Source organism: Trichocoleus sp. FACHB-90 (genome assembly GCF_014695505.1).
Taxonomy (GTDB): domain Bacteria; phylum Cyanobacteriota; class Cyanobacteriia; order Cyanobacteriales; family FACHB-T130; genus Funiculus; species Funiculus sociatus.
In genome coordinates, this window is sequence record NZ_JACJOK010000051.1 from 1 (window position 1) to 22,807 (window position 22,807).

A 22,807-nucleotide genomic window follows, 5' to 3' on the forward strand; every position below is an offset into this window, starting at 1 on the left:
CACGCTATCAATTACTATTACTAATTTGAGTAAGAGCCTCTTTGGCGGTTCGCTGTAAATAATACATCCGTACTATTGAATGGCGCTCGCGTGAGCCAGTTGCGTAAGTCCTGTTTTCAGTTTCTTTAGTAGGTTGCTTGTAATCTACTCAGGAGATAGTCTCCCGCTGAAATGGGTGGATAAAGTGGGGGACGATTTTCTCCTTGACAACTCTCAATACAGGCAATTTCCGCGTCGTTGTTGGGATGGCAGAAAAAAGCAACGGAATAACGCGATCGCTTGACTCTATCATCGCTGGGAACCATTACCCGATGCTTGGTCGAGCAAAATTCGTGATTCGTCCACTGTTGCATCAAATCCCCTGTATTCACGACAACAGTACCCGGAATGTAGGGTGCAGCGATCCACTCGCCATCAGCAGTGCGAACTTCTAAACCGCCAACTTCATCTTGAAATAGTAAGGTGAAACTGCCATAGTCGGAATGTTCGCCAGCACGCACTTGTCCGGGTTTGGCTACTTGCTCCAGTGGGGGATAATGAAGTAGCCGTAGAGTATAATTTTGCTGATCGTGCTTGTCAGCGAAGAAGGACTCTGGTAATTCGAGAGCGATCGCAAATGCTTGACATATCTTATCAGCAGCTTCAGCACAAGCTTGATAAAATTCCAAAACCGTCTGGCGAAACTTTTCTTCTCCAACAGGCCACTGATTCATAATTAAAGAAGACTTATCCTGCGTTGAGATTTCTTCAGGATTAACTTCTTTCCCTACATTAAATGCTTCTTTCAAATCTCCTGGCTTATCCGGATTGAGGCGTTCTCGCTCTACACCAACATAACCGCGATTGCTGAATTTATCAACCCACGCTAGTTTATTTTTTACGTCAAATGGTAGCTCAAAAAATAATTTTGTTTGAGCAAATAAATGGTCTATTAACGTTGCTGGTATTCCCAAATTCAGGTACATAAACCCGATTTCATGGCAAGCATGATAAATCTGTCTGGCAACAGCTTGCCGCGCTTCGGCATCACCGCTGAGAAAAGGTTCAAAATCAATGATAGGAATATTAACCAATGTTTTAGTCATCGTTTTATTTTCTTGCAGATATGATGTTATACGTATAGCGCAGGCGAATGAGAGATTATACAACGGCGTCCAATCGCAATAATTGTTGCAAAAATTCTAACTTCAAGAATCAATAAATTGCCTTTTTTGACGAAGATTGCGGAATAACCTTGCTCAGAACAAAGTAGAGAATTACCGCTGCAATAATGCCGTTAACCGGCTTAACTCCAGGTGCGACGTATGCGATCGTGCTGGCTAACACATAAGCAATAATTCCAGCCCAATTAAACGCGGGTTGCCGTTCTTCTAAAGATGGAAACTCACCCCGATGACGCAACCAATAATCTGCCATCACCACCCCACCAATGGGAGGAATGAAGGTTCCGAGAAGGATTAGGTAAGGAATTAGCATATTATAAATACCACCCCAAGCCAAAACTAGCGCCACCGTCGCCCCACCCAATACGAAAGCAGTCCGCTTGTTGGTGCGAAACATATGAGCGCCTGCTACTGAAAAAGCATAAATAGTATTATCTTGCGTTGTCCACATATTCAAAAACAACAGCACCAAACCCCAAAATAATAATCCTTGTAGTGCCATTACTTGTACAATATCTTCGTTGCCGTAAACCAATGCGCCGAAGGCACCACAAAAGATTAAAAAGCCATTGGCAAAGAAGAAAGCTGCTAGAGTGCTAATCGCGGCTGTTTTACCATTTTTAGCGAAACGACTCCAGTTAGTTGCTTGAGTTCCGCCTGAGACAAAGGTGCCGACAATAATTGTCAAAGCTTCGCCAATTCCTAGCTGTTTTGATGGCACGATAGCTTGCAAACCATTATAACCGCCGACTTTACCGAGTGCGATCGCTAAACTCCAAAACATCAAAATCAGCATCGCGGGAACGGCTATGCGCGAAAGCCAATCCATCGCCCGATAACCAATATAAGCGGTGGAACAGAAAAAATAGGTAAAAAATAGGATAATTAACCAGTTCCATCCTGTCGGAATTCCTAACAGCTTATTTGCTAATTCAGCCATCAGCGCCGACCCCCACGCATACCAGCCAATTTGCGTAAATCCCAAGATAAAATCTACCCAGCGAGAACCAATGCTACCAAAACTAAAACGTGCCATCAGAACTGTAGAAAGTCCTGTATTGGCAGCAATGTAACTGAGTGCGGCGGCGTAGACACCAAGAATTAAGTTACCGATGATAATCAAGCCTACTAAATCGGGAAAAAAGCGGTAGGCGGGGCCAACTAAACCCCCGGCGAATAATGTCCCCGAATATAGTGTAAAACCCATCAGCAGGGGAGCCAACGACCAGAAAGATTTACGCGCCTCCAGGGGAACGGCGCTTAGAGGATAATCTTCATTGGCTTGCGATTGTACTAACTCTGGTTCTGAGGTGGTACTCATATAACTAATAGGTAATGCTTAATTAAGGACTAAAGGCAATTAAGTCATTTTGAAGGCGATCGCGCAGCCGATCCGTATCCTAGTTAACTTCAGCAGTCTCTGACACGGTTAAATGTATATCAGAATACCATCTGTAACTACAGAAGTATTAATTTAACTACATCAATGCTTATTTTGTCTTAACTCAGTCAAATAATGGTGACATACACGATTTTGTTTTAGTGCAATACTCAAATTGCTAAATCTTAGACGCGATCGCTACCAGCTCAGTAGGAGGAAAAAACATGGCTTTCAGGTATAATCGGCGTGACTTTATCATTTATGGTTCAGCTGCTTTTGGCACCAGTTTACTGCTGAAAGCTTGTAGTGCTAATCAAAATTCCACAACACCGACAGCAGAAAATTCTGCCGTCGGTGATGCTAAAAATTTCAAGACAGCTATTGTGCTACCAGGAATTATTACTGATAAAGCTTGGAATCAAACAGGTTATCAAGGCGTGACAACTGCTAAGGAGAAACTAGGAGTTGAAACCGCTTATGTTGAGAAAGTAGAACAAGCAGATCAGGCAGAAGCTTTATCAGATTTTGCGCGACGTGGTTACAACTTAGTGTATGCTCACGGCGGACAATTTGATGCAGCAATTCAACAGGTAGCACCACAATTTCCCAAGACGTTTTTTGTGGGTGTCAATGGTGCGGTGACTGGGGCGAATATGGCATCTTTGCGGATAGATCACTTGCAAGCAAGTTATTTGTGCGGCATCCTGGGAGCTTCGATGTCAAAATCAAATAAAATGGCTTATCTTGCTGCCCAATCTTTTCAAGCAACGGATGAAGAATTGCGGGGATTTGAGTTAGGTGCAAAGTCGGTTAAGCCTGATATTAAAGTAGCTGCAAGTTATACGGGTGACTGGAACGATGCTGCTAAGGCGAAGGAAGCAACGTTGGCGTTAATTTCTTCTGGGGTGGATGTAATTTATCAGTGGTTGGATAATGCTTCGCCAGCGGTGTTGCAAACTGCTGCTGAGAAGGGAGTTTACACCTTTGGCAATACAGCGGATCAGTTGGAGGTTGCGCCGAAATCGGTGTTAACCAGTGCGGTGAAGCGAATTGATTTAGCGATCGCATACTTAGCCGATCTCGCTGTGAAAGGTAATCTCAAAGGGGAAATTTACACTCTTGGTTTGGAAAAACCAGATATTCTTTATATTGGGAAATACAATGAGGCAGTATCAACAGATTTGCAGCAAAAAGTAGCCCAAACGAAAGATGCAATTTTAACTAAAAAAGTCACGTTTGAAGCTTGCAAAGATGGTGGGAAAGATACTCGCTGCCTGAAGCAAGCGTAATCAAGGCGAATATAATTCGCGGCTAAACATTTTCTCGTTCCCAGGCTGGGGACTGGGAACGCATATATAAGAGGCTCTGCCTTTCGTTCTATACTGAAGGCTGGAGTCTGCTGAAAAGCATTACTAGGCGACAGCCCAGTAACGAGGAAAAAATGACTTATTTACGTCTTAATGGCATTACAAAACGTTTTGGCAATTTTATTGCTAATGATAACATTAGCGTGGGTGTTAATCGCGGTTCTATTCATGCGTTACTGGGGGAAAACGGCGCTGGTAAAACTACTTTGATGAATATCCTTTGCGGACTTTACCAGCCTGATTCTGGGGATATTTATCTGCAAGATAAGTTAGTAAAAATTGACTCCGCAAGCGCTGCGATCGCGCACGGTATTGGCATGATTCACCAGCATTTTATGTTGGTGCCGCAGTTGACAGTAACGGAAAATATTATACTGGGAACCAAGTTTGATTGGCGGTTAGATTTAAAGGAGAAAAGTCAAGCGATCGCGCAAATGTCGCGCTTTTACAATCTTGATGTAAACCCCTTAGCCAAAGTCGGAGATTTACCTGTAGGAGTTCAGCAACGGGTTGAAATTCTCAAAGCACTTTACCGTCAAGCAAAACTGCTAATTTTAGATGAACCAACAGCGGTACTAACGCCGCCAGAGGTGAAAGTTTTAGCTGCTATTTTGCGTCAGTTGGCAGTTGATGGACGCACGATTATTTTTATCAGTCACAAATTAGAAGAGGTGATGAATCTTTGCGATACTGTCACCGTATTGCGGCGGGGTGCGGTGGTGGCGACAACAACAACCTCAGATACCAACAGTCAGGAATTAGCCCGATTGATGGTTGGTAGAGAGGTCTTATTTAAACTTGATAAATCTGCGCGTGATTCTGGCGAAGTGGTGTTAGAAGTTGAAAATTTACAGGTGCAGGATGAGCGGAATTTTCCGGTTGTGAAAGATGTATGTTTTCAACTTCGTGCGGGCGAAATTTTGGGAGTTGCTGGCGTTGACGGGAATGGACAGAGGGAGTTGGCGGATGCGATTTCAGGGTTACGTGCTATTACTTCGGGTAGAATAACCAACCACTCTTTAAACTCAAAGAAAAGACGGAAAGAAAGAATTACAGCTTATATTCCAGAGGATAGGCAGAAAATGGGCTTGGTGATGGGATTTAGTATTGCCAAAAATCTCATTCTTAAGACTTTTAAATTTATGCCGTTTTGTCGTCGCTGGTTTCTCCAGTATGAAGCGATTAATCATCGTGCTATGGAGGCGATGCAAAATTTTGATATTCGGGGCGAAAATCACTCTATTAAAGTTAGTCAATTGTCGGGAGGAAATCAACAAAAAGTAGTTTTGGCACGAGAACTTTCTGGTAAACCAAGTTTAATTGTGGCGATGCAACCTACACGCGGCTTGGATGTGGGCGCGACTGAATATGTGCAGCAACGCTTGTTAGCTGAAAGAGAACGAGGTGCGGCAATTCTCTATATTTCCACAGAGTTAGAAGAAATTATGGCGATGAGCGATCGCATTGCTATTATGTATGAAGGTCAATTTGTTGATATTTTAGATGCTGCTACTGCCATGATTGAACAAGTTGGTTACTTAATGACTGGTGGTAATTTAAAAGGTATCTCCAGGTAAAAATTTAAATAGATTGCTGGATATGTAAATTCTGAGCTTTCTATCTTACAATCCTAATCTGCGTTTGCCGAGTGCCGAATATCTTTAGACGGGTTTTCTCGGTTGGATACATACAAAAGTATTATATGTAACTTTCAAAGAAATTCAGACGTAATATCGAGATTTATGCTAAACGAACATACAGTGAATGCAATTACATCCGGCAAATTGTAGCATGACGAAAACTAATCGCATTCAACCCGTTTTGCTACCAATTCTATCGCCCATCATTGCGATCGCATCTGCGCTGATTGTCGGCGCTATCCTCATCTCTCTCTCCAACGCCAACCCGATCACCGCCTACAGTATTCTCTTTCAAGAATCCCTAGCCAATTACTACGGCTTTGGCAATACCATCACCAAAACCGCACCCTTGCTATTAGCCAGCCTGGGAGTTCTGGTGGCGTTGAAAGCGGGTTTGTTCAACATTGGTGCTGAAGGGCAAATTTATATGGGGGGACTTGGTAGCGTCTTGGTGGGTTTATATCTGCAAGGATTACCCGCCTTGATTCACGTACCGCTAGCGTTGCTGGGAGGATTCCTCTTAGGTGCCGTTTGGGGATGGATTCCCGGATATCTTAAAGCGGTGCGGGGTGTGAATGAGGTGATTACCACCCTATTACTCAATTATGTGGCGCTCAACTTTGTGGGATACCTGGTAAACAATCCCCTGAAGCAGCCGGGTGCGCCAAGTGCCTATTCCGCGCTAATTGCCGAATCCGCCCGATTACCCCTGATTTTGCCGCAAACACAGACACACGCCGGGATTTTTATCGGGTTATTCGCTACCGGATTGTTATGGGTATTGTTTGCGCGATCGCCTCTAGGATACCAGATCGAAGCCGTCGGACAAAATCCGACAGCCGCCCGTTACGCGGGAATGTCGGTAAAACGCACCATTATGCTCGTGATGGCGTTAGCCGGAGGATTGGCAGGATTAGCGGGCGCTGGTGAAGTCATGGGGCTAAAATACCGACTATTTGACAGATTTTCACCCGGCTATGGATTTGATGCGATCGCGATCGCTCTCCTGTGTCGTGGTAACTTAATTGGTATCGTCCTCACCTCCCTATTTTTCGGAATCCTCCGCAGCGGCGCAAATGTCATGCAGCGCAGCGCCAACGTTCCCGTCACTGTAGTATACGCCATCCAAGGTTTAACTGTTTTGTTCATTGCCATCAGTTTTGCAATTGAACGTCAAATTAAAATTAAAAATTAAAACTTACCTTTTCCGGGCGATTTCTATTTGCCAGGGTTGCCAAATCTCTAACCCACAATTAATGGACATCAACTTTTTCACCGACTACTTAGTTGCCAGCCTACGCCTCTCAACACCCTTAGCATTTGCCGCCCTTGGGGGACTTTTCTCAGAACGGTCGGGAGTGCTAAATATTGCTTTAGAAGGAATGTTACTAACAGGAGCCTTTTCTGGCGCAGCCGGAGCCTTTTTTACAGGTAATGTTTGGTTAGGCATACTGTTAGCAATAATAATCGGAGGAATTGTCGGATTGCTCCATGCTTATCTGTGTGTTACCCTCCGAGTAGATCAGTTAGTGTCTGGACTCGCCATCAATCTAACCGCCGCTGGATTGACTTCATTTTGGGCGCGGGTTTTATTTAATAGTGGGCAGACGCAACAACTACCAGGTATTCAAACGATTGCCATTCCCGGACTACACAATATTCCCATTATTGGTACTTTACTCTTTAATCAAGACCCTCTAATTTATTTACTATTTCTGTTAGTTCCACTCATAACTTATATACTATTCCGTACAAGTTTAGGCTTATCTCTACGCGCTGTTGGAGAATATCCCCGCGCTGCTGATACAGCCGGAGTTTCTGTCACCTTAGTACGTTATATTGCAGTCGCCCTCAGCGGTTGTCTGGCGGGTTTAGGAGGAGCTTATCTCGCCTTAGTTCACGTAAAATTCTTTGTAGAAGATATGAGTGCTGGCAAAGGATTTATCGCCCTTGCAGCTTTGATTTTTGGCAGGTGGCATCCCGTCAGCACAGTTTTGGCTTGTTTATTATTCGGTGCAACCGAAGCTTTGCAACTAAGAATTCAAGCTTTTAATCTGAATATTCCCTATCAATTTTTGGTAATGTTGCCTTATATTATTGCTTTATTAGCTTTAGTAGGATTAGCTGGCAAGTCCACACCTCCCGCCGCCCTTGGTATTCCTTATATTCCTGAAAGTCGCGAACAATGAGTCGATATCAATTAATTATTTTTGACTTTGATGGCACTTTAGCAATTACGCATCCAGCTATTATATCGTGCGCTATAAAGACCTTCCAGACATTTAATATCAAGCCACCAACTGAAGAACAGATTCAGTCAGTAATAGGTGTCCCGCTTGCCGAAGCTTTCACTATTTTCCATCCAGCGATCGCTACCGAAGAAATTCCTCAATGGATTGAAACTTACAGATTCTTTTATCGGACAGAAGGCTTATTAAAAATCAATTTATTTTCTGGGGTGAACCAAGTCATGAATGCGGCATCTTCTGAGGGTTTGAACTTAGTAATTGTTAGCGTCAAACATACTAAATTTCTTAATTTAGCCTTAAAAGAACTAAAAATTAATAGTTACTTCGATTTGGTTATTGGAGATGATGGACAAACGGCAATAAAACCCGATGCCAGCGTATTTTATTCAGCTATACAGCCGATTTATCCAGACATTCAAAGTAATGAAGTTCTAGTTGTTGGCGATAGTCACGTAGACTTACTGTTTGCTAAAAACGCTGGATTAGATGTTTGTTGGGCTGCTTATGGCTATGGCGATCGCGCAAAATGTTTGGCACTCAATCCAACTTTTGTAGTTAACGATATTTCTGAATTGATTTCAATTATCCAGAAAGAATAACTACTGTGTCCCGTACAAGCGATCACCTGCATCCCCAAGTCCCGGTACGATATAGCCGTGTTCGTCTAACTTTTCGTCAATAGCAGCCGTATAAATGGGAACATCCGGATGTTCAAGTTGGAAGTGTGAAATCCCTTCTGGTGCTGCCAACAAGCACAAAAACTTGATTGACATCGGGCTTACTTCCTTAATTCGATCAATAGCAGCGACGGCTGAGTTTCCCGTTGCCAACATGGGATCGACAACCAAAACATCCCGCTGTTCAATATCACTAGGAACCTTGAAATAATATTCAACAGCAACATGAGTAAGCGGATCGCGGTATAAACCAATATGTCCTACTCTAGCTGAAGGAATTAGTTCTAAAATACCATCCAAAATTCCCTGTCCTGCCCGCATAATTGAGACAATTACCATCTTTTTATCAGCAGCCAGCATCGGTGCCAACATTGGCGCAACAGGGGTTTTAATTTCTTCATATTTCAGCGGCAAATCTCGCGTCACCTCGTAGGCTAATAACATCCCAATTTCTTTGAGGAGGTTACGAAATTTTGCCGTACTGGTTTCTGTTTGGCGCATCAGCGTCAGCTTATGCTGTATCAAGGGATGGTCGATTACAGTAACTTTAGCATTCATTAATAAATTCCTCTCCAAAGATGCCCACAGATTCTCATTATGGGGCTATACAAACAAAGTGTGCTGACGCAGAAAAGAACAAACAAAAAGTGAAATAGCACTGATTTAAGAGCCTTGAATTAAAATTTACTTTTCAAAGCTACAACCTGTTTTAACAAGTTTAAATCCATATATAGCAGGCTTTTAAGCCCGTTAAAACGGGCTTAAGCTTTTAGCCCGTTCGCGTAGCGTTCCCGAAGGGTACTTTAGTTCAGGGCTTGAGTCAGCGCTTACTCTATTAAAACACCGTTCCATCGCTTTCTATCTGAATTGGAGGAACGCCGCCTTCTCGCAATTCTGCGGCAATTTTGCGCCCTGCACTCCAGGTTCCTCCTTGTAAAACTTTCACCAGTGGTAATTCAGCAGCACTCAAATTCAATTTTTGTCTGATAATCTCCGCAATTTTATCTAACAAACAAACAGTTAACGCCCGCCATTCTACAATCACCTCAGAATCAACAGCATGACATTTTTGAAAAACATCTGAATGCGCTTGTAACAAACCCAGGTCTAAACATAAACCACCATTGCGATATTCTGGCAGCCCGGTGAGTTCTTCTAACCCAATAATTTCTAAACCGACTTCCTGAAGTGGTTCTAAAAGAGAATACGTTAACCACTGGGAAAGTTTATGAAACGGAATGTATTGATCATCTTTTGGCAAAGCTGGATGAAACCAAACATCGCCTAAGTTTTCTCCTGCGAACACTATTCGCCCCGACCAGATATCACTTAGTCCCGTCAAAATAGTTTTTAAAACAGTGCTGGCTTTCAGCTTACCATCAAACGATTGACTTAAAAGATAACTCACCAAATTGCCGGGGCGCGGGTTATTGTTGCCAAAAAACTGAGGATGTTGACACAGTACCTGTCCCAACTTTTGTAGCAGATTAACCCGTCCTTCCACACCTACCAGCGAATTTTCAAGACTCACCTGAAAACCCTCTGCTAATGTTTGTTGTGTTAAATTTTGCAATCCATCAGCATCAGCTTGTAATGGCAATTTCAAATTACTAGAAAAAGCGCCTTGACAAAACATCCGGAAACTTGCCACAGCTAACCCTTCCGAACGCCGGAACACCTGTCCCGTTTCCCGTTCGCGATATTGCCAATCTGCACCCGCGCCCGCATCCAGCAACACGCTGGTAATTGCCAAATCAAACTTAACTTGGGCTTTTTCAACTGGGCTTAGTTTCGCCAAAGCATCATCGAGTTCAGCGATGCGCGATACATTCCCTACCTCAAAATGTCGCCAGCGACTGTGAAAAGGAATATTGAAATCCGGATAGTCATCGCGCATCACCTCAATGACATAATCAGCAACTTTATCGAGTTGAGTTAAATCTACTCGAAAGTGACATTTGCCTTCACAGCATAATTGAAAAATGCGATCGCATCTTTCTCGAATCGCCGCCGGACTTTTCAAATACGCAATCAGTTCGCTCATAATAATTTTAAACGCTCTTGTAACCCCCAGGAAAGCGCCGAGGAACGGAAAGTTAACCTTTGCGCTTTCCTGTGCGTACCTTTGGGTTTAATCTCCTAAACCCCTTCCTTTAATTTCCGCAAGAGTTACCGCATCTGGCACTTCTCCCGGCGTATAGTAACCTGCTGCTTGCTTGGCCGCGATTTCCACTCGTGCATCTTCCGGAATCCAATCATCAGGAATGGCTATGCGTTCAATCACCTCAATGCCTGAAGAAATAATTGCGTTATACTTCAGATCACTCATTGAAACTAAACGGTCAATTCGAGTAATTCCTAGCCAATGCAAGACATCTGGCATTAATTCTTGAAAGCGCATATCTTGCAACCCGGCTACACATTCTGTGCGCGTAAAATATGCCTCGGCGCTATCGCCTCCTTCCTGCCGTTTGCGGGCATTATAAACTAGAAACTTAGTTACTTCTCCCAAGGCGCGTCCTTCTTTTCGGAAATAAACAATTACACCCGCACCACCTTCTTGTGCTGTCTGAATACAAACTTCTATGCCGTGTACTAGGTAAGGGCGACAGGTGCAAATATCGGAACCAAACACATCGGAACCATTGCATTCATCGTGTACGCGCACGGCTAGAAGTTTGCTGGGATTGGTAATTGCTTCTACTTCTCCAATTAAATAAACTGTTGTTCCGCCAATTGGTGGTAAGAAGACGTGTAAATCTGGGCGCGTCACCAGTTCGGGAAACATTCCACCCGTTTGTTGGAAAAGAATCCGCCGTAAATCACTTTCATTAATCTTGAGTCGCTGGGCAATTCCTGGCAGATACCAAACTGGATCTATTGCTACTTTAGTTACTACTAAACTGCCATTATTTTTCAGGATTTTACCGTCAACTTGCAAGCGCCCTTTAACTATTGAGTCTTGCAATTCTGGCATATTAATATGCGCTTTGGTAATGGCAATGGTAGGTAAAATATCGTGTCCTTGTTCGTAAAGTGTGGTGTAAGCTCCTCCCACCAAGGCACCAAATGGATCGAGACAAACAATTTTGTTAGCATCAGACCAACTGGGATGCGACCCGATGTGGACAACTGGCGAGGTATTTGTCAAATCAGCGCGGTGATTTGCCTGGAGTGCGCCAGATGCGATCGCTAACGCCCGATACACAGCATAAGATCCAGAATGCGTACCAATTACATTCCGGTGATTTGCGTTTCTTACTGTCCCAATTATTGGCCCCCGTTTAATTGGATCGCTTTCTCCCCAGTTAATGGGAATAGGTTTTTGACCAGATTTACCCGGATGAGATGTTAAAACAATATGCTTGTGCTTAGATACTGCTTTCGGCGTTTCCATAAGGTTCTCAAACTGGCTAAAGATGCAGCCCTAGAAGTGATATTTAACTGCGATCGCAAATAAACTTCGATCATACCAATTATATTTTCGCTCAAAAAATATTTTTTCCAGTAAAATCCCTTTTTGGGTTGCTGCACATTAATTCAGTATGATTAGCTACAAAATGTAACTAATAGTTGATTTTTATAAAGTTGCGTGGTTTGAGTTGAGATCAGGAAACCCAACGCTCTTTTTTACATTTGTTGCTTAAGGCTGGCGCTTAACCCACGGGGATGCGTCTATAATCTACTATTTAAAACTAAAATATGTAAAACAAACAGTAAATTTGGCGGCAGTTAGCTGCCACGATAGGTACTATACGCCCAAGGCGACGCGAGTAGTGGAACATGGTAATGGGCGGTTGGATCGGCGATACCAAACTGTACCGGGACGCGATCCAAAAAAGGTGGCGTAGCGATCGCATCTGACTTTTGAGCAAAGTAGTCTCCGACTGCAAACACCAACTCGTAAACACCTATTGCTAATTCACCTTCAGATAGCAGCGGTCGATCGGTGCGTCCATTAGCATTAGTACATACTTTTTTTAGTAATTTTTTATTTCCACTTTCCGGTTCCAGCAACCATAATTCTATTGCCATATTACTAGCTGCACAGCCCTGAGTGGTATCGAGTACATGAGTCGTGAGACTAGCTGCCATAGCTTTACCAAAAAGTTAATAGTTAGAGATATTTTATCAATTAAAAATAAAATACACGCTTGGTAAACGTAGCCCAGCTTGTATAACACCGTACTGTTTTCTGGCACTAACTTAAGAGCAGTGATATTTATTTCATCTTAAGAAACTTAAACCCGTTGAAACTGTTTTGGAATCAACTTTAGCCGCGTAATCTATTTTAGGGAATATAACAATGATATTTGAGTTGTGAGCCAGCATTTCAGATACCCAACTTCTTAAAGAAGTTGGGTATCTCGCATTCACGAATCATTTAGAACTGCTATAGCTGCGGGTAAGCTTAAGCCTAGCCCAGTGACTATAATACTTTACTGTTTTCTGGCAACCTGCGGATTATAGGAAAAAAATGTGACTTGAAAACTCCATAAATTCCATTTTAAACTTTTAATTCCCTTGTCCGGATGATTCTCGCGTCCTCACAGACCTTAAAATAGTGAAAAACATAGAGAAAAGAGCATGGCAGTAAAGAGTGGCGATTTAGTCCGCGCAGTTCGCGAGAAGTTGGAAAACAGTCTGGAATCTCAAGCTAGCGACTCCCGCTTTCCACCCTATATATTTGACACCAAGGGTGAAGTTGTACAAGTGCGGGGTGACTACGCACTGATAAAGTTTGGTCAGATGCCAGCACCTAACGTCTGGTTGCGTATGGATCAGCTCGAACCGTTCAAGTAAATTTAAATCCTAATCCCATTTTACTTTTGTGAGGCTACACGTTTGATCCCCCCAACCCCCCTTTTTAAGGGGGGCTAAGAAAAAAGGGAGAAGGTGTAGCTTAAAAATATCTCTGTGGATAGATGACTGGTGTAGTAGAAGTGAAACAGGGCTGATAAGAAATTGCTCCAAAGCGATCGCATCTACGGTAAAATCCGCGACGGTCAGACTGTCGAAACGGGTCAAAATATTACAAACTAAACCCGTAGCGATCGCGTGTCACTATATGCCCTTTTCTCCTTTCTCCCCAACTCCGGCGAGTCATTTGCACCGCGTCTCTATCGTCGGCGGTGCTAGTTCCCTGTCGCCTGGGACGTGGCGGTATCGAAAGCAGTTTGGAACTGGGTCTATCTGAAGCTGAACGTGATGCCCTCCATACTTCCGCGAAATCTGTGCGGGAGAGTATTGAGCAAGCGATCGCTATGCTTAAACGGTAGGGTGTCCCTTGGCGTTTGAACGATTGTAACCCCAAGGGTAGGTAGCCTTGTAAGCACCTGAGAAGGTTTCAAGTTGACTCTTAAGTGACCAAACCTGTAGGGTGGGCAATGCCCACCCTACGCAGATGAGTTTTGTTTACTATCTGTTAAGAAACCCTTGGATTTGTTTCAAGGCATACGGAAGAATGTTAAACGCAGCCCAACTAGCAGCCAGGATGACAGGCAGTAGAACCACCGCTATACGCAAATCGATATCCATTCTCAGTTCCCTCGCTTGATGCTTGAAGATTTTTAAAAAATTCTCATTTTTAATTGTTATCCGAACCGGGTCAGTTTTACACACCAACGCCAAACAATTAGTAAAGCGTTGCAAATCCCAGATCCGTACCCTTACCTGCGTGAACTAAGGCTAACTTCTGATAGCTCCTCGCGTGTTCGATAAGTTCTGCCGCCTCCTCTGGAGAGACATCGCGCGATCGCTTCGCAGGGACACCCACCATCAGCGACAAAGGCGACACATCTTTAGTCACCACGCAGCCAGCACCGATAATACTACCAGCACCCACCCGCACACCGTCCAGCACCACAGCACCAATCCCAATCAGGCATCCTCGTTCAATATAAGCCGAATGAATCACAGCGCCATGCCCTACAGTAACCCAATCTTCCAAAATGGTTGGTTTGCCCGGATCTCCATGTAAAATAGCACCATCTTGGATATTCGTTCCTTCTCCAATTTCAATGCGCTCAATATCTGCCCGCACAACCGCCCCGTACCAGATGCTGACCCCAGAGGCAATCTTTACCCAACCCATAACAACAGCATTCGGCGCGACAAAGGCAGCTAAAGAAAGATCCGGACTAGACCAATAAGAGGAAGAGGTTGGAAACATTTGGCGTTCGTTGTTCACAGGCTCAATCAATGGACAGAATGCCCACAAGCACTCCAACAGATATAATAAAGCCACTGCGACTGTTGCATAGAGAATATATGCCGATACGCATTACATGATGAATCCAGGTTTACAGTATCCCATCTTCGGCGCGGAGATTCACTGCCCTCACTGCCGCCAGACAATTCCAGCCTTGACGCTAACTGATACCTATCTGTGTCCGCGTCATGGAGCTTTTGAGGCAGACCCGAAAACTGGTGAACTGGTTCATCTACAGTCCGGGCGTCACTGGCGCAGGTGGAATGATGAATGGTACAGGCAGCATACGCATCCAGACGGAATTCGGTTTGAAATCCACGAAGCGCTAGACCGACTCTATACCCAAGGCTACCGGGCGACGCGGGTTATTATTGCCAGTCGCTATCGGGAGTTGATTAGCGCTTACCTTGAGCGCAGTACGCCTTGGCGGGGTCAGTCAGACCCACCACGACCGAGGCTTTATGGCTTGCCAGTTGAGTTTAGTCCGGAACCAGAAGAGGAACCTTGCTGGGAAGTGATTAATTTCGATTTGGAAAAAGAACCGGGTATCCCTGTGCGATATCCTTATTTTCGGTTGTTTGAGTGATCAAGCGATTTTAGATCCAAAAAAGATGCACCACGCTTCGATCAGGACGGCGAATATTCATCGCGCGATCGCATTCTACGAGCAATTAGGCTTTACAGTATGCGATCGCTTCACTACTGGCTACACCCTCGCCTGCTGGATGGAGGGTAGTCTTGGACGCATCGAACTGATTCAAATTCCGGAACCGAAACCAGCCCCCGACGCTTTTGGAGATGAGCATTACGTCGGTTACTACCACTTATCTTTTGATATTACCAACGCCGCATCTGACCTTCCGGCCTGGTTAATCTCGCTTAAAGAACGCTTTGACGAAGCGGCAAAAAATAATCCAGAACAATTTGAACCACTGAAGGTGCTTTTAGAGCCAACACAGCAAATGATTAGCGATCGCGTCTACGAAGTTGCCTTTATTGCCGATACCGATGGACTCCCCCTCGAATTTATCCGAGTTTTGAGTAACGCTTAGAAGAAAATTTTTAACGCCGAGGTACGCGCCATATTCGCGCAGAGGAACACAAAGGAAATTCGGCGTTGCTGATTTTAGATAGATAAGCTCCCATTAAGAAGAGATAACGCCGTTCGCGATCGCTTGTCAAGAGTTGAATCAATAATCCGCTCTAGTTCGGGAATCACATCAACAACTACTTGAGCATTCTCACCCAATGCTGCCAAGATTTGAGTCTTCCACTGCTCAACTTTAGCGTCAGTTTCCCTCGCTTTGTGAACTTCGTTGACGACAGCAGTTTTGCCAATACCGGAGAAGCCAGTAACGAGCATCATCTCGGCGCTTCCTCCACTAACGCGCTCAAATGCTGCTAGCAGGGCTTGCACTTCAGCTTCGCGTCCGTACAACTTTTTGGGGATAATGAAGCGATCGCTCAATAGTTAGTTCATCGCTGACACTTGAGTTAACCTGCTCGATGTGTATATGCTCTATCTACCAGTGTAGGAATGCGATCGCTCACGTCTAACTCTGCTGCTAAATCGACATCTTGTTCAAATCCTTTCTCAATCAGTTCTCTACCAGAACCACATTGCTTAAGCAGACTTTTTAGATTAGGTTGAACGCTGCGATAAGCTGCGATCGCAGTTTGTGCTTCCGGCGATAGGCTACCTTTGAGATAGCTGGCGATCGCTCCTGCGCCAATCAAGTCTTCAAACGAAGGGCGGAGACTCCCATCCTCCCATTTCTCCCCGGCTGGTATAACAGCGATACGATGTCCATAACTCATCGCCGCTAAAGCAACTGCTCTGCAATTTCTCAAACATCCAGCCAAAGTTGGAGTTTCTCCAGTCGCCAAGCTGAGAGTTGAACCATTGGGTGAAGGAAGCACCAGCCGAGTACCTTTAGGGATCTGGCTCAAGGATAAGGGAGAAAGCGAATAACGACTATTATCACCCCGTCTACCTGCTAATTCTGCATCAACGGACTTCGCAAATTCTTGTGCAGATTCGTTCTTCCATTGGAAGGGAAAGACAATGGCTCCTCGACTATTTGCAATTTCAATGCAAGTCGAAAATGAGAGAATATCTACGATGATAATGACATCGCTAATTGAACTTAATTGCTCAACGCCCTTTTCTCCCCACTCACACCGCACTTCAAAATCAGATTGATTGTAGAAGGTCATTGTGCGGTTCATTACCAGTCTTGGTCGGTGGGTCGAATTAGAATTTCGTTGACATTCACCCGCGGCGGCTGCGTCACGGCATAAATGATCGCCGCTGCAACGTCCTCGCTTTGCAGAGGTACGATCGATTTACGCCGTTCTTCGGTGCGTTGTTTGGCTATTGGATCGGTAATGTGGCTGTCGATTTCTGTATCCACCATGCCTGGTTCGATGATGGTGACGCGAATGTTGTGCTTGCACACTTCCTGCCGCAACGATTCCGAGAAGCCATTGACTCCCCATTTTGTGGCATTGTAGCCACCGATGCCTACCCTTGCTGTTCGACCTGCAACGGATGAAATGTTAACGATATGTCCCCGTCCTTGTGCCTTGAGGATGGGAAGAACTGCATGAGTTGCATACATCAATCCCAAAACGTTGAGATCGATCATGCGTCGCCAGTCAGAGGTATTTGCGCCCTCAATATTGCCTGACAGAGCAATCCCCGCATTGTTGACGAGGATATCGACTCGACCCAATTGAGTGTTTGCTTTCTCCACTAGGTTCTGAACTTGGGTTTCATCGGTGATGTCTGCCACGATTGGCAATGCTTTTCCACCCGTCGTTGCAATACGGTCTGCGATCGCATTCAGTCGGTCAAAACGCCTTGCTGCGATCGCTACCTGTGCGCCTTCCGCTGCTAGCGCGATCGCAGTCGCCTCACCAATGCCAGCCGATGCTCCAGTGACGATTGCCACTTTTCCGTCTAATTTTCCTACCATACATACTCCTTAATTTCTAAGCTTATAGATTTTTTGGCGTTGCATAGTAGTAGTATTTGAGGAAAATCCTGATGCAGTGACCCGAATGTAACTGCGCTCATATCGGTAAGAATGGCAAGACACACGGTAAGCACGCATCATATCACTCGCTCCAATTGTTATTACAATATCTAAGATTTCAGGATTTCCGGTTCCTGTGTAGTTCATACTCTCATTGAGCAACGCCGGAAATTCTTCCTCTGCCAACATGGCACGTACTGCGTTGAAAATTCTTTAATTTAAGCGATCGCGTATACTAAGTTACATTTATTTATCAACACCTACGGTTTGCTCCTCAATCCATCTACCTTTTGAAATAAATTAGAAATTGAAGTAATAAAGCTTAAAATTTTCTTAATTTTAAATGAGAAATTCTTAAGTGAATATGCCCCCCTATAGGATTGAATTTTTACCCAAAGAAAGGTTTTATTAGAGGGCTGTCACTATTAAGATTGTCCTCTAGAGAACATTTATTGATGATATTTTCAGTAGAGCTACTTAGTATTTCCTCCTCAAGTCTGTTGCATTGGATGATACAGCCGCACTTAGCCTTGCACATCCCGGATGGGTTCTTGACCCTACCTGTGATCTTAGTGACATGGCTACTTGCCATCGGATTGATTGCGATCGCCCTAAATCGAGTCCAAGCTGACTACAAAGAACGGGCAGTACCTTTGATGGGAGTTTGTGGCGCTTTTATATTCGCTGCCCAAATGATTAATTTCCCAATTCCCGGCGGTACATCTGGACACCTGCTAGGAGGTACACTAGCCGGAGTTTTGCTGGGCCCGTGGGCTGGATCGCTGGTAATGGCAGCAGTTTTCATCGTCCAGTCTGTCTTATTTCAGGACGGCGGCTTGACAGTGCTGGGAGCCAACATCACCAACATGGGATTGGTTGGTACGTTTTGTGGTTACTATTTATACAAAGCAATTCGGTTTGCTCTAGGTCGGGATACTTGGCGAGGAATGTTAGCTGGCACAGCAGTTGCAGCTTGGGCGAGCGTATTTATTGCGGCAATGTTGACCGCAGTGCAACTCGCTTTTTCCGAGACAGCGCCATTAGGAGTAGCGATATCGGCATTGGCATTTTGGCACGTACTGATCGGCATTGGAGAAGCAATAATCACAGTCATAGCAGTGAGTTTTGTTTGGCGATCGCGTCCCGATCTTTTCTTCGACCCACCCCGCAGAGCTTATTCGTCCGCATCTCGTTCGTATACAACGCGCTAAATTATGAGTAGCCTGTCTCGTGAACGCAACCGTGCTTTTATCATCGCTGGCTTAGGAACTGCCCTGCTAATTGCAATTTTCTTGTCCCCCTTCGCTAGTTCAGATCCAGACGGACTAGATAGGGTAGCTCAAGATCATAAGTTTGACAATAAAGCAGCAGAAGACGCACCAGCCCGAAAACTGCCCTTTTACAGCGTTTTTGAAGAATATGCCGTCAGAGGCGTACCGGAACAAATTGCCACCCCGATTGCAGGTTTAATCGGAACTTTAGCAACGTTTGGCTTGGCTTGGGGAATTGGTAAATTAGTTGTTCGCAACTCTGCACCAACTGATGATTCAGATTATCCCAATCCACCAAGGGAATAAATAGGAAATTAGGTGAATGCTGCTACACCTTGGTGCAGTTCAGTTGGATGTTGATAGCAAGAAGAATACACCCTGGCACTCGTTAGCTCCCCGGACTCGCGTCCTGTGTACCCTACTGCTTGTGTTTGCGATCGCGCTAACGCCAAACGGACGCTGGTGGACTTGGGCAATCTATGGATTAGGCGTTCTAACTATTATCCGGCTTAGTCGCGTAACTGGGACAGTGCTGCTGAAGCGAATAGCCGTTGAATTTGCATTCATCGGCGCTGTGCTTCTAGGCACTTTGTTCCGGGAGGGTGGCGAGGTAATTTGGTCTTGGGGGCCGCTAAGAATTACTACAGTTGGTTTGATGGTTTTGGGTAGCGTGACACTCAAAGCGATGCTATCCCTAATAATACTGAATGTGCTAACTTTAACTACTTCTATTCCCGCACTTTTAAATGCCTTAGTAGCGTTGCGGGTTCCACCATTGTTGGTGGCAATTCTTGCCTCAATGTATCGCTACATCGGTGTTTTAATCGGTGAGTTTAACGCCATGCGTCGGGCAGCAGCATCTCGCAACTTAATGGGTAGCAACCGTTGGCAACGTCTCGTAATTGGCAACATGATGGGATCGCTGTTTATCCGCACTTATGAACGCGGAGATCGGGTTTATCAAGCTATGTTAGCGCGGGGTTATCAGGGGCTACCACCTGTAGAAAAGATGCCGCCTGGAGGACGAAATGACATGATAGCCCTGACTTTGACAATAATTTTGGCGCTAATTGGACAAGCAATATACCTTTTATAAATAAGTTTTATTTTAAATTGTTGCCATGCACCATAATCCTATATCAATTGAAAATCTTACTTATACTTACCCAGACGGAACTCAAGCTTTAAAAGGAATAAATCTGTCTATCAGAGCAAATGAACGAGTAGCATTAATTGGTGCTAATGGTTCCGGAAAGTCTACGTTGCAGTTACATCTGAATGGGATTATCCTGCCCCAAGAAGGAGAGATAAAAATAGGGGAGTGGTCTATAAATTCGGAAAATATGCGACAAATTCGGAATTTTGTCGGGCTGGTATTTCAAAATCCAGATAATCAACTGTTTATGCCCACAGTTTGGGAGGATGTTGCTTTTGGCCCGATGAATCAGGGCCTGCGAGACAAAGAACTGCAAAATCGAGTGCTTCAGTCAATGGCAGCAGTTGACATCGATCCAGAACACTACGGAAATCGCAACACGGAAAATTTGTCGGGGGGGGAAAAAAAACGGATTGCGATCGCAGGCGTGTTGGCAATGAACCCGCAAGTATTAGTATTTGATGAACCCTCAGCGCAGTTAGATCCCCGTTCTCGCCGTCAATTAATTCAGTTGCTGTTAAGCTTACCGCTGACGCAACTAATTGCAACCCACGATTTAGACATGGCTTTGGAAATATGCGATCGCACTATTGTCCTGAGTCAAGGACAAATCGTGTACGATGGCGAAACGGAGCGAGTGATGAACGATTCAGATTTTTTGGTTAAGCACGCGCTAGAATCGCCACTATGCTACAGTCGCCCTTACTGTCAGCTGGAAGATGCTCCTGTGAAACCCCTCAGAAAACCGATATTTCATGCTTCCCATGAAGCTTGACACCCAGAAGCGCCCAATTACAAAAGCAATGCCCATAACCAGCCTCACGGATGGGGATCAATTAAGTTAACTTAAGATATATAGATACCTGAAAAATTAATAAAAATAGGATACCAGCAACGCTAGTTCCCGTAAGTTGAGTATCACCCCCGAATGCAGTCGGGGATGCGATCGCTTTATCTGTCTCTACACCATCACTCGCCATCTGTCAAATGAACATCCTGAACAATCTGCTTTTCCAACCCACCCAGCCCCGAAGCGAGAAAAAACAGCGCCGTGGCATTGAAATCAAGTCACAGCGTGAAATCGAAATCATGCGACAGGCGGCGAAAATTGTGGCGACCGTTCTGAAAGAAATTCAAGAGATGGTGCAGCCTGGCATGACAACAGCGGATTTAGACGCTTATGCCGAAAAGCGCATCCGCGAAATGGGGGCAACACCCAGCTTTAAAGGCTACCACGGATTCACAGGCTCCATCTGCGCTAGCATCAACAACGAAGTCGTGCATGGCATTCCCAACCCGAAAAAAGTGATCCGGACTGGCGATGTCTTGAAAGTGGATACTGGGGCCTACTTCCAGGGTTATCATGGCGACTCCTGCATCACCATCGCCGTTGGTGAAGTGACACCGGAAGCCGCTAAATTAATTCGCGTCGCCGAAGAAGCCCTCTACAAAGGAATTGAGCAAGTCAAAGCCGGGAACTATCTTTTAGACCTTGCGGGTGCCATTCAAGACCATGTGGTAGCCAATGGTTTCAGTATAGTTGAGGACTTCACAGGTCACGGAGTGGGACGGAATCTGCACGAAGAACCGTCAGTCTTCAATTTCCGCACCCGCGAGATGCCAAATGTCAAGCTTCGCGCCGGAATGACTTTGGCAATTGAGCCAATTTTAAATGCTGGTTCCAAGTTTACTCGCATCTTATCCGACAAGTGGACAGCGGTAACGGTAGATAACGCTCTGTCGGCTCAGTTTGAGCATACTGTGTTGGTGACAGAAGACGGATATGAAATTTTGACCGATCGCTCAAAAGTTTAATTCATCGTTGCATAATTGACCCACATCCTCAAGGGTTGATTCTCCACAAACAAAGCCCGCGCAGGCGGGCTTGTCTATTTTTCCATCTGGAATAATTTTAGTAATGTGAGGCAGGTGGCAATATGTATCTAACAGCGCAAGAGTTGGAGGCAAAAATGCCCGATGCCACAAAACTTTTGAGCGATGAACCAGAAATGGAAAGTTCTGTACACTACAAGCAACTAGCTTTATTGGTGAGTTGTTTAGAATGGTTGTGGCGCAATCGCAATGATTTTTTTATTGGCGCTAATCTGACAGTTTATTTTAGTCGGCAGCAATTGCGAAATCGAGACTTTCGGGGGCCTGACTTTTTTCTGGTAAAAAACACGCAAAAAAGAGAGCGCCCTTCTTGGGTGGTGTGGGAAGAAGAAGGCAAATATCCGGATATAATTATCGAATTGCTTTCAACTTCAACAGCTAATATTGACCGAAATTTAAAAAAAGACTTGTATCAAAACCGCTTTCGCACGCCGGAATACTTTTGGTTTGATCCAGAGGATTTTGAGTTTGCCGGTTTCCGGTTAGTAGGAGAACAGTATCACGCGATCGCGCCAAATTCTTCTGGCTGGCTGTGGAGTGAGGTACTGGGTTTATATTTAGGTGTGGCTGGGGGCAAATTACGCTACTTGACTCAAGAAGGTGTTTTGGTTCCCACGCCAGAAGAAGAAGCAGAACAGGAACGGCACCAAAAGGAAATTGCTCAACAACGGGCAGAACGACTAGCAGAACAACTGCGAATCCTCGGTGTTGAGCCGGATAATTAAGCGAAAAGGCGATCGCGTGAAACAATGTCTATGGCA

At 44.8% G+C, this 22,807-nt stretch carries 28 protein-coding genes; 14 read left to right on the forward strand and 14 right to left on the reverse strand.

Annotation, left to right across the window (positions count from 1 at the left end):
- Positions 1 to 125 precede the first annotated feature (125 nt).
- Positions 126 to 1,085 carry an isopenicillin N synthase family oxygenase gene (locus H6F74_RS14035; RefSeq protein ID WP_199301221.1) on the reverse strand — a complete coding sequence of 320 codons (960 nt, stop codon included), beginning with the start codon at positions 1,083 to 1,085 and terminating at the stop codon, positions 126 to 128.
- A gap of 109 nt (positions 1,086 to 1,194) precedes the next feature.
- Positions 1,195 to 2,484 carry a cytosine permease gene (gene codB, locus H6F74_RS14040; RefSeq protein ID WP_190442084.1) on the reverse strand — a complete coding sequence of 430 codons (1,290 nt, stop codon included), beginning with the start codon at positions 2,482 to 2,484 and terminating at the stop codon, positions 1,195 to 1,197.
- Between the two features lie 284 nt (positions 2,485 to 2,768).
- On the opposite strand from codB, the gene H6F74_RS14045 reads away from it, so the two are divergent.
- From H6F74_RS14045 to H6F74_RS14065, 5 genes are all read left to right on the forward strand, one after another.
- Entirely contained in the window at positions 2,769 to 3,833 is a 1,065-nt protein-coding gene (locus H6F74_RS14045; RefSeq protein ID WP_190442086.1) for a BMP family protein, read from the forward strand.
- 152 nt (positions 3,834 to 3,985) lie between these two features.
- Positions 3,986 to 5,488: an ABC transporter ATP-binding protein gene (locus H6F74_RS14050; protein WP_190442088.1), complete on the forward strand. Its 1,503-nt coding sequence runs from the start codon at positions 3,986 to 3,988 to the stop codon at positions 5,486 to 5,488.
- A 214-nt stretch (positions 5,489 to 5,702) separates the two neighbouring features.
- Positions 5,703 to 6,746 (forward strand): ABC transporter permease, encoded by a 1,044-nt coding sequence (locus H6F74_RS14055; RefSeq protein ID WP_190442090.1) that lies wholly within the window; start codon positions 5,703 to 5,705, stop codon positions 6,744 to 6,746.
- 61 nt (positions 6,747 to 6,807) lie between these two features.
- Positions 6,808 to 7,740, forward strand: a complete 933-nt coding sequence (locus tag H6F74_RS14060) for an ABC transporter permease (protein WP_190442092.1) — start codon at positions 6,808 to 6,810, stop codon at positions 7,738 to 7,740.
- Positions 7,737 to 8,399 carry an HAD family hydrolase gene (locus H6F74_RS14065; RefSeq protein ID WP_190442094.1) on the forward strand — a complete coding sequence of 221 codons (663 nt, stop codon included), beginning with the start codon at positions 7,737 to 7,739 and terminating at the stop codon, positions 8,397 to 8,399. The genes H6F74_RS14060 and H6F74_RS14065 overlap by 4 nt, the downstream gene beginning before the upstream one ends.
- On the opposite strand, the gene upp is transcribed toward H6F74_RS14065, so the two are convergent.
- The 4 genes from upp to uraH form a co-directional block, all read right to left on the reverse strand.
- Entirely contained in the window at positions 8,400 to 9,035 is a 636-nt protein-coding gene (gene upp / locus H6F74_RS14070) for a uracil phosphoribosyltransferase (protein WP_190442096.1), read from the reverse strand. It abuts the gene before it with no gap.
- Between the two features lie 277 nt (positions 9,036 to 9,312).
- On the reverse strand, positions 9,313 to 10,521 hold the full coding sequence (locus H6F74_RS14075) for a URC4/urg3 family protein (protein ID WP_190442098.1): 1,209 nt from the start codon (positions 10,519 to 10,521) through the stop codon (positions 9,313 to 9,315).
- Positions 10,522 to 10,608: 87 nt separating this feature from the next.
- Positions 10,609 to 11,874 (reverse strand): GTP cyclohydrolase II, encoded by a 1,266-nt coding sequence (locus H6F74_RS14080; RefSeq protein WP_190442100.1) that lies wholly within the window; start codon positions 11,872 to 11,874, stop codon positions 10,609 to 10,611.
- A 335-nt stretch (positions 11,875 to 12,209) separates the two neighbouring features.
- Complete coding sequence (gene uraH / locus H6F74_RS14085) at positions 12,210 to 12,572, reverse strand: hydroxyisourate hydrolase (protein WP_190418123.1); 363 nt, start codon at positions 12,570 to 12,572, stop codon at positions 12,210 to 12,212.
- A gap of 492 nt (positions 12,573 to 13,064) precedes the next feature.
- Between uraH and H6F74_RS14090 the strand changes: the two genes are divergently transcribed.
- Positions 13,065 to 13,280 (forward strand): NAD(P)H-quinone oxidoreductase subunit O, encoded by a 216-nt coding sequence (locus H6F74_RS14090; protein WP_190442102.1) that lies wholly within the window; start codon positions 13,065 to 13,067, stop codon positions 13,278 to 13,280.
- 229 nt (positions 13,281 to 13,509) lie between these two features.
- Here H6F74_RS14090 and H6F74_RS14095 read toward each other — a convergent pair whose 3' ends face one another.
- From H6F74_RS14095 to H6F74_RS14105, 3 genes are all read right to left on the reverse strand, one after another.
- Positions 13,510 to 13,791, reverse strand: a complete 282-nt coding sequence (locus tag H6F74_RS14095) for a hypothetical protein (RefSeq protein WP_190442104.1) — start codon at positions 13,789 to 13,791, stop codon at positions 13,510 to 13,512.
- A gap of 104 nt (positions 13,792 to 13,895) precedes the next feature.
- Positions 13,896 to 14,015 (reverse strand): photosystem II protein Y, encoded by a 120-nt coding sequence (locus H6F74_RS14100; RefSeq protein ID WP_190418116.1) that lies wholly within the window; start codon positions 14,013 to 14,015, stop codon positions 13,896 to 13,898.
- A 97-nt stretch (positions 14,016 to 14,112) separates the two neighbouring features.
- Positions 14,113 to 14,649, reverse strand: coding sequence for a gamma carbonic anhydrase family protein (locus H6F74_RS14105; protein ID WP_190442283.1), 537 nt, complete (start codon positions 14,647 to 14,649; stop codon positions 14,113 to 14,115).
- A 115-nt stretch (positions 14,650 to 14,764) separates the two neighbouring features.
- Between H6F74_RS14105 and H6F74_RS14110 the strand changes: the two genes are divergently transcribed.
- Both H6F74_RS14110 and H6F74_RS14115 read left to right on the forward strand, forming a co-directional pair.
- On the forward strand, positions 14,765 to 15,274 hold the full coding sequence (locus tag H6F74_RS14110) for a TIGR02652 family protein (protein ID WP_190418112.1): 510 nt from the start codon (positions 14,765 to 14,767) through the stop codon (positions 15,272 to 15,274).
- Positions 15,275 to 15,299: 25 nt separating this feature from the next.
- The gene (locus tag H6F74_RS14115) at positions 15,300 to 15,740 is read left to right on the forward strand and encodes a VOC family protein (protein WP_190442105.1); all 441 of its coding nucleotides are present in this window, start codon (positions 15,300 to 15,302) and stop codon (positions 15,738 to 15,740) included.
- 74 nt (positions 15,741 to 15,814) lie between these two features.
- On the opposite strand, the gene H6F74_RS14120 is transcribed toward H6F74_RS14115, so the two are convergent.
- From H6F74_RS14120 to H6F74_RS14135, 4 genes are read right to left on the reverse strand one after another with little or no spacing between them, the layout of a single operon-like run.
- Positions 15,815 to 16,156 carry an AAA family ATPase gene (locus H6F74_RS14120; protein ID WP_190442107.1) on the reverse strand — a complete coding sequence of 114 codons (342 nt, stop codon included), beginning with the start codon at positions 16,154 to 16,156 and terminating at the stop codon, positions 15,815 to 15,817.
- Positions 16,157 to 16,182: 26 nt separating this feature from the next.
- Positions 16,183 to 16,917, reverse strand: a complete 735-nt coding sequence (locus H6F74_RS14125; RefSeq protein WP_242022093.1) for a 2-phosphosulfolactate phosphatase — start codon at positions 16,915 to 16,917, stop codon at positions 16,183 to 16,185.
- The gene (locus H6F74_RS14130; RefSeq protein ID WP_190442109.1) at positions 16,917 to 17,666 is read right to left on the reverse strand and encodes an SDR family oxidoreductase; all 750 of its coding nucleotides are present in this window, start codon (positions 17,664 to 17,666) and stop codon (positions 16,917 to 16,919) included. The genes H6F74_RS14125 and H6F74_RS14130 overlap by 1 nt, the downstream gene beginning before the upstream one ends.
- Before the next feature lie 9 nt (positions 17,667 to 17,675).
- Positions 17,676 to 17,915: a hypothetical protein gene (locus tag H6F74_RS14135; RefSeq protein WP_190442111.1), complete on the reverse strand. Its 240-nt coding sequence runs from the start codon at positions 17,913 to 17,915 to the stop codon at positions 17,676 to 17,678.
- 320 nt (positions 17,916 to 18,235) lie between these two features.
- Between H6F74_RS14135 and H6F74_RS14140 the strand changes: the two genes are divergently transcribed.
- The 4 genes from H6F74_RS14140 to H6F74_RS14155 are packed head-to-tail and all read left to right on the forward strand — an operon-like array spanning position 18,236 to position 20,928.
- On the forward strand, positions 18,236 to 18,937 hold the full coding sequence (locus tag H6F74_RS14140) for an energy-coupling factor ABC transporter permease (protein ID WP_199301223.1): 702 nt from the start codon (positions 18,236 to 18,238) through the stop codon (positions 18,935 to 18,937).
- A gap of 3 nt (positions 18,938 to 18,940) precedes the next feature.
- Positions 18,941 to 19,303 carry a PDGLE domain-containing protein gene (locus tag H6F74_RS14145; RefSeq protein ID WP_190442116.1) on the forward strand — a complete coding sequence of 121 codons (363 nt, stop codon included), beginning with the start codon at positions 18,941 to 18,943 and terminating at the stop codon, positions 19,301 to 19,303.
- A gap of 16 nt (positions 19,304 to 19,319) precedes the next feature.
- Positions 19,320 to 20,093 carry a cobalt ECF transporter T component CbiQ gene (gene cbiQ / locus H6F74_RS14150; RefSeq protein ID WP_190442118.1) on the forward strand — a complete coding sequence of 258 codons (774 nt, stop codon included), beginning with the start codon at positions 19,320 to 19,322 and terminating at the stop codon, positions 20,091 to 20,093.
- A 25-nt stretch (positions 20,094 to 20,118) separates the two neighbouring features.
- Positions 20,119 to 20,928 carry an ATP-binding cassette domain-containing protein gene (locus H6F74_RS14155; protein WP_190442128.1) on the forward strand — a complete coding sequence of 270 codons (810 nt, stop codon included), beginning with the start codon at positions 20,119 to 20,121 and terminating at the stop codon, positions 20,926 to 20,928.
- A gap of 61 nt (positions 20,929 to 20,989) precedes the next feature.
- Here H6F74_RS14155 and H6F74_RS14160 read toward each other — a convergent pair whose 3' ends face one another.
- Positions 20,990 to 21,133, reverse strand: coding sequence for a hypothetical protein (locus tag H6F74_RS14160; protein ID WP_190442130.1), 144 nt, complete (start codon positions 21,131 to 21,133; stop codon positions 20,990 to 20,992).
- 7 nt (positions 21,134 to 21,140) lie between these two features.
- Between H6F74_RS14160 and map the strand changes: the two genes are divergently transcribed.
- Together map and H6F74_RS14170 are read left to right on the forward strand one after the other, a co-directional pair.
- Complete coding sequence (gene map, locus H6F74_RS14165; RefSeq protein ID WP_190418099.1) at positions 21,141 to 21,968, forward strand: type I methionyl aminopeptidase; 828 nt, start codon at positions 21,141 to 21,143, stop codon at positions 21,966 to 21,968.
- A gap of 122 nt (positions 21,969 to 22,090) precedes the next feature.
- A complete protein-coding gene (locus H6F74_RS14170) occupies positions 22,091 to 22,771 on the forward strand; it encodes a Uma2 family endonuclease (RefSeq protein WP_190442131.1) in 681 nt (226 codons plus the stop codon).
- Positions 22,772 to 22,807 lie beyond the last annotated feature (36 nt).

Bases quoted from the DNA above. Each gene is read 5' to 3' on its own strand.
- H6F74_RS14065 (WP_190442094.1), top strand. From the start codon at position 7,737: ATGAGTCGATATCAATTAATTATTTTTGACTTTGATGGCACTTTAGCA.
- upp (WP_190442096.1), bottom strand. From the start codon at position 9,035: ATGAATGCTAAAGTTACTGTAATCGACCATCCCTTGATACAGCATAAG.
- codB (WP_190442084.1), bottom strand. From the start codon at position 2,484: ATGAGTACCACCTCAGAACCAGAGTTAGTACAATCGCAAGCCAATGAA.
- H6F74_RS14155 (WP_190442128.1), top strand. From the start codon at position 20,119: ATGCACCATAATCCTATATCAATTGAAAATCTTACTTATACTTACCCA.
- H6F74_RS14135 (WP_190442111.1), bottom strand. From the start codon at position 17,915: ATGTTGGCAGAGGAAGAATTTCCGGCGTTGCTCAATGAGAGTATGAAC.
- H6F74_RS14110 (WP_190418112.1), top strand. From the start codon at position 14,765: ATGATGAATCCAGGTTTACAGTATCCCATCTTCGGCGCGGAGATTCAC.
- H6F74_RS14130 (WP_190442109.1), bottom strand. From the start codon at position 17,666: ATGGTAGGAAAATTAGACGGAAAAGTGGCAATCGTCACTGGAGCATCG.
- H6F74_RS14080 (WP_190442100.1), bottom strand. From the start codon at position 11,874: ATGGAAACGCCGAAAGCAGTATCTAAGCACAAGCATATTGTTTTAACA.
- H6F74_RS14125 (WP_242022093.1), bottom strand. From the start codon at position 16,917: ATGAACCGCACAATGACCTTCTACAATCAATCTGATTTTGAAGTGCGG.
- H6F74_RS14045 (WP_190442086.1), top strand. From the start codon at position 2,769: ATGGCTTTCAGGTATAATCGGCGTGACTTTATCATTTATGGTTCAGCT.
- H6F74_RS14060 (WP_190442092.1), top strand. From the start codon at position 6,808: ATGGACATCAACTTTTTCACCGACTACTTAGTTGCCAGCCTACGCCTC.
- H6F74_RS14105 (WP_190442283.1), bottom strand. From the start codon at position 14,649: ATGTTTCCAACCTCTTCCTCTTATTGGTCTAGTCCGGATCTTTCTTTA.
- cbiQ (WP_190442118.1), top strand. From the start codon at position 19,320: ATGCTGCTACACCTTGGTGCAGTTCAGTTGGATGTTGATAGCAAGAAG.
- H6F74_RS14140 (WP_199301223.1), top strand. From the start codon at position 18,236: ATGATACAGCCGCACTTAGCCTTGCACATCCCGGATGGGTTCTTGACC.
- H6F74_RS14075 (WP_190442098.1), bottom strand. From the start codon at position 10,521: ATGAGCGAACTGATTGCGTATTTGAAAAGTCCGGCGGCGATTCGAGAA.
- uraH (WP_190418123.1), bottom strand. From the start codon at position 12,572: ATGGCAGCTAGTCTCACGACTCATGTACTCGATACCACTCAGGGCTGT.
- H6F74_RS14035 (WP_199301221.1), bottom strand. From the start codon at position 1,085: ATGACTAAAACATTGGTTAATATTCCTATCATTGATTTTGAACCTTTT.
- H6F74_RS14055 (WP_190442090.1), top strand. From the start codon at position 5,703: ATGACGAAAACTAATCGCATTCAACCCGTTTTGCTACCAATTCTATCG.
- H6F74_RS14170 (WP_190442131.1), top strand. From the start codon at position 22,091: ATGTATCTAACAGCGCAAGAGTTGGAGGCAAAAATGCCCGATGCCACA.
- H6F74_RS14160 (WP_190442130.1), bottom strand. From the start codon at position 21,133: ATGGCGAGTGATGGTGTAGAGACAGATAAAGCGATCGCATCCCCGACT.
- H6F74_RS14115 (WP_190442105.1), top strand. From the start codon at position 15,300: ATGCACCACGCTTCGATCAGGACGGCGAATATTCATCGCGCGATCGCA.
- H6F74_RS14145 (WP_190442116.1), top strand. From the start codon at position 18,941: ATGAGTAGCCTGTCTCGTGAACGCAACCGTGCTTTTATCATCGCTGGC.
- map (WP_190418099.1), top strand. From the start codon at position 21,141: ATGAACATCCTGAACAATCTGCTTTTCCAACCCACCCAGCCCCGAAGC.
- H6F74_RS14090 (WP_190442102.1), top strand. From the start codon at position 13,065: ATGGCAGTAAAGAGTGGCGATTTAGTCCGCGCAGTTCGCGAGAAGTTG.
- H6F74_RS14100 (WP_190418116.1), bottom strand. From the start codon at position 14,015: ATGGATATCGATTTGCGTATAGCGGTGGTTCTACTGCCTGTCATCCTG.
- H6F74_RS14050 (WP_190442088.1), top strand. From the start codon at position 3,986: ATGACTTATTTACGTCTTAATGGCATTACAAAACGTTTTGGCAATTTT.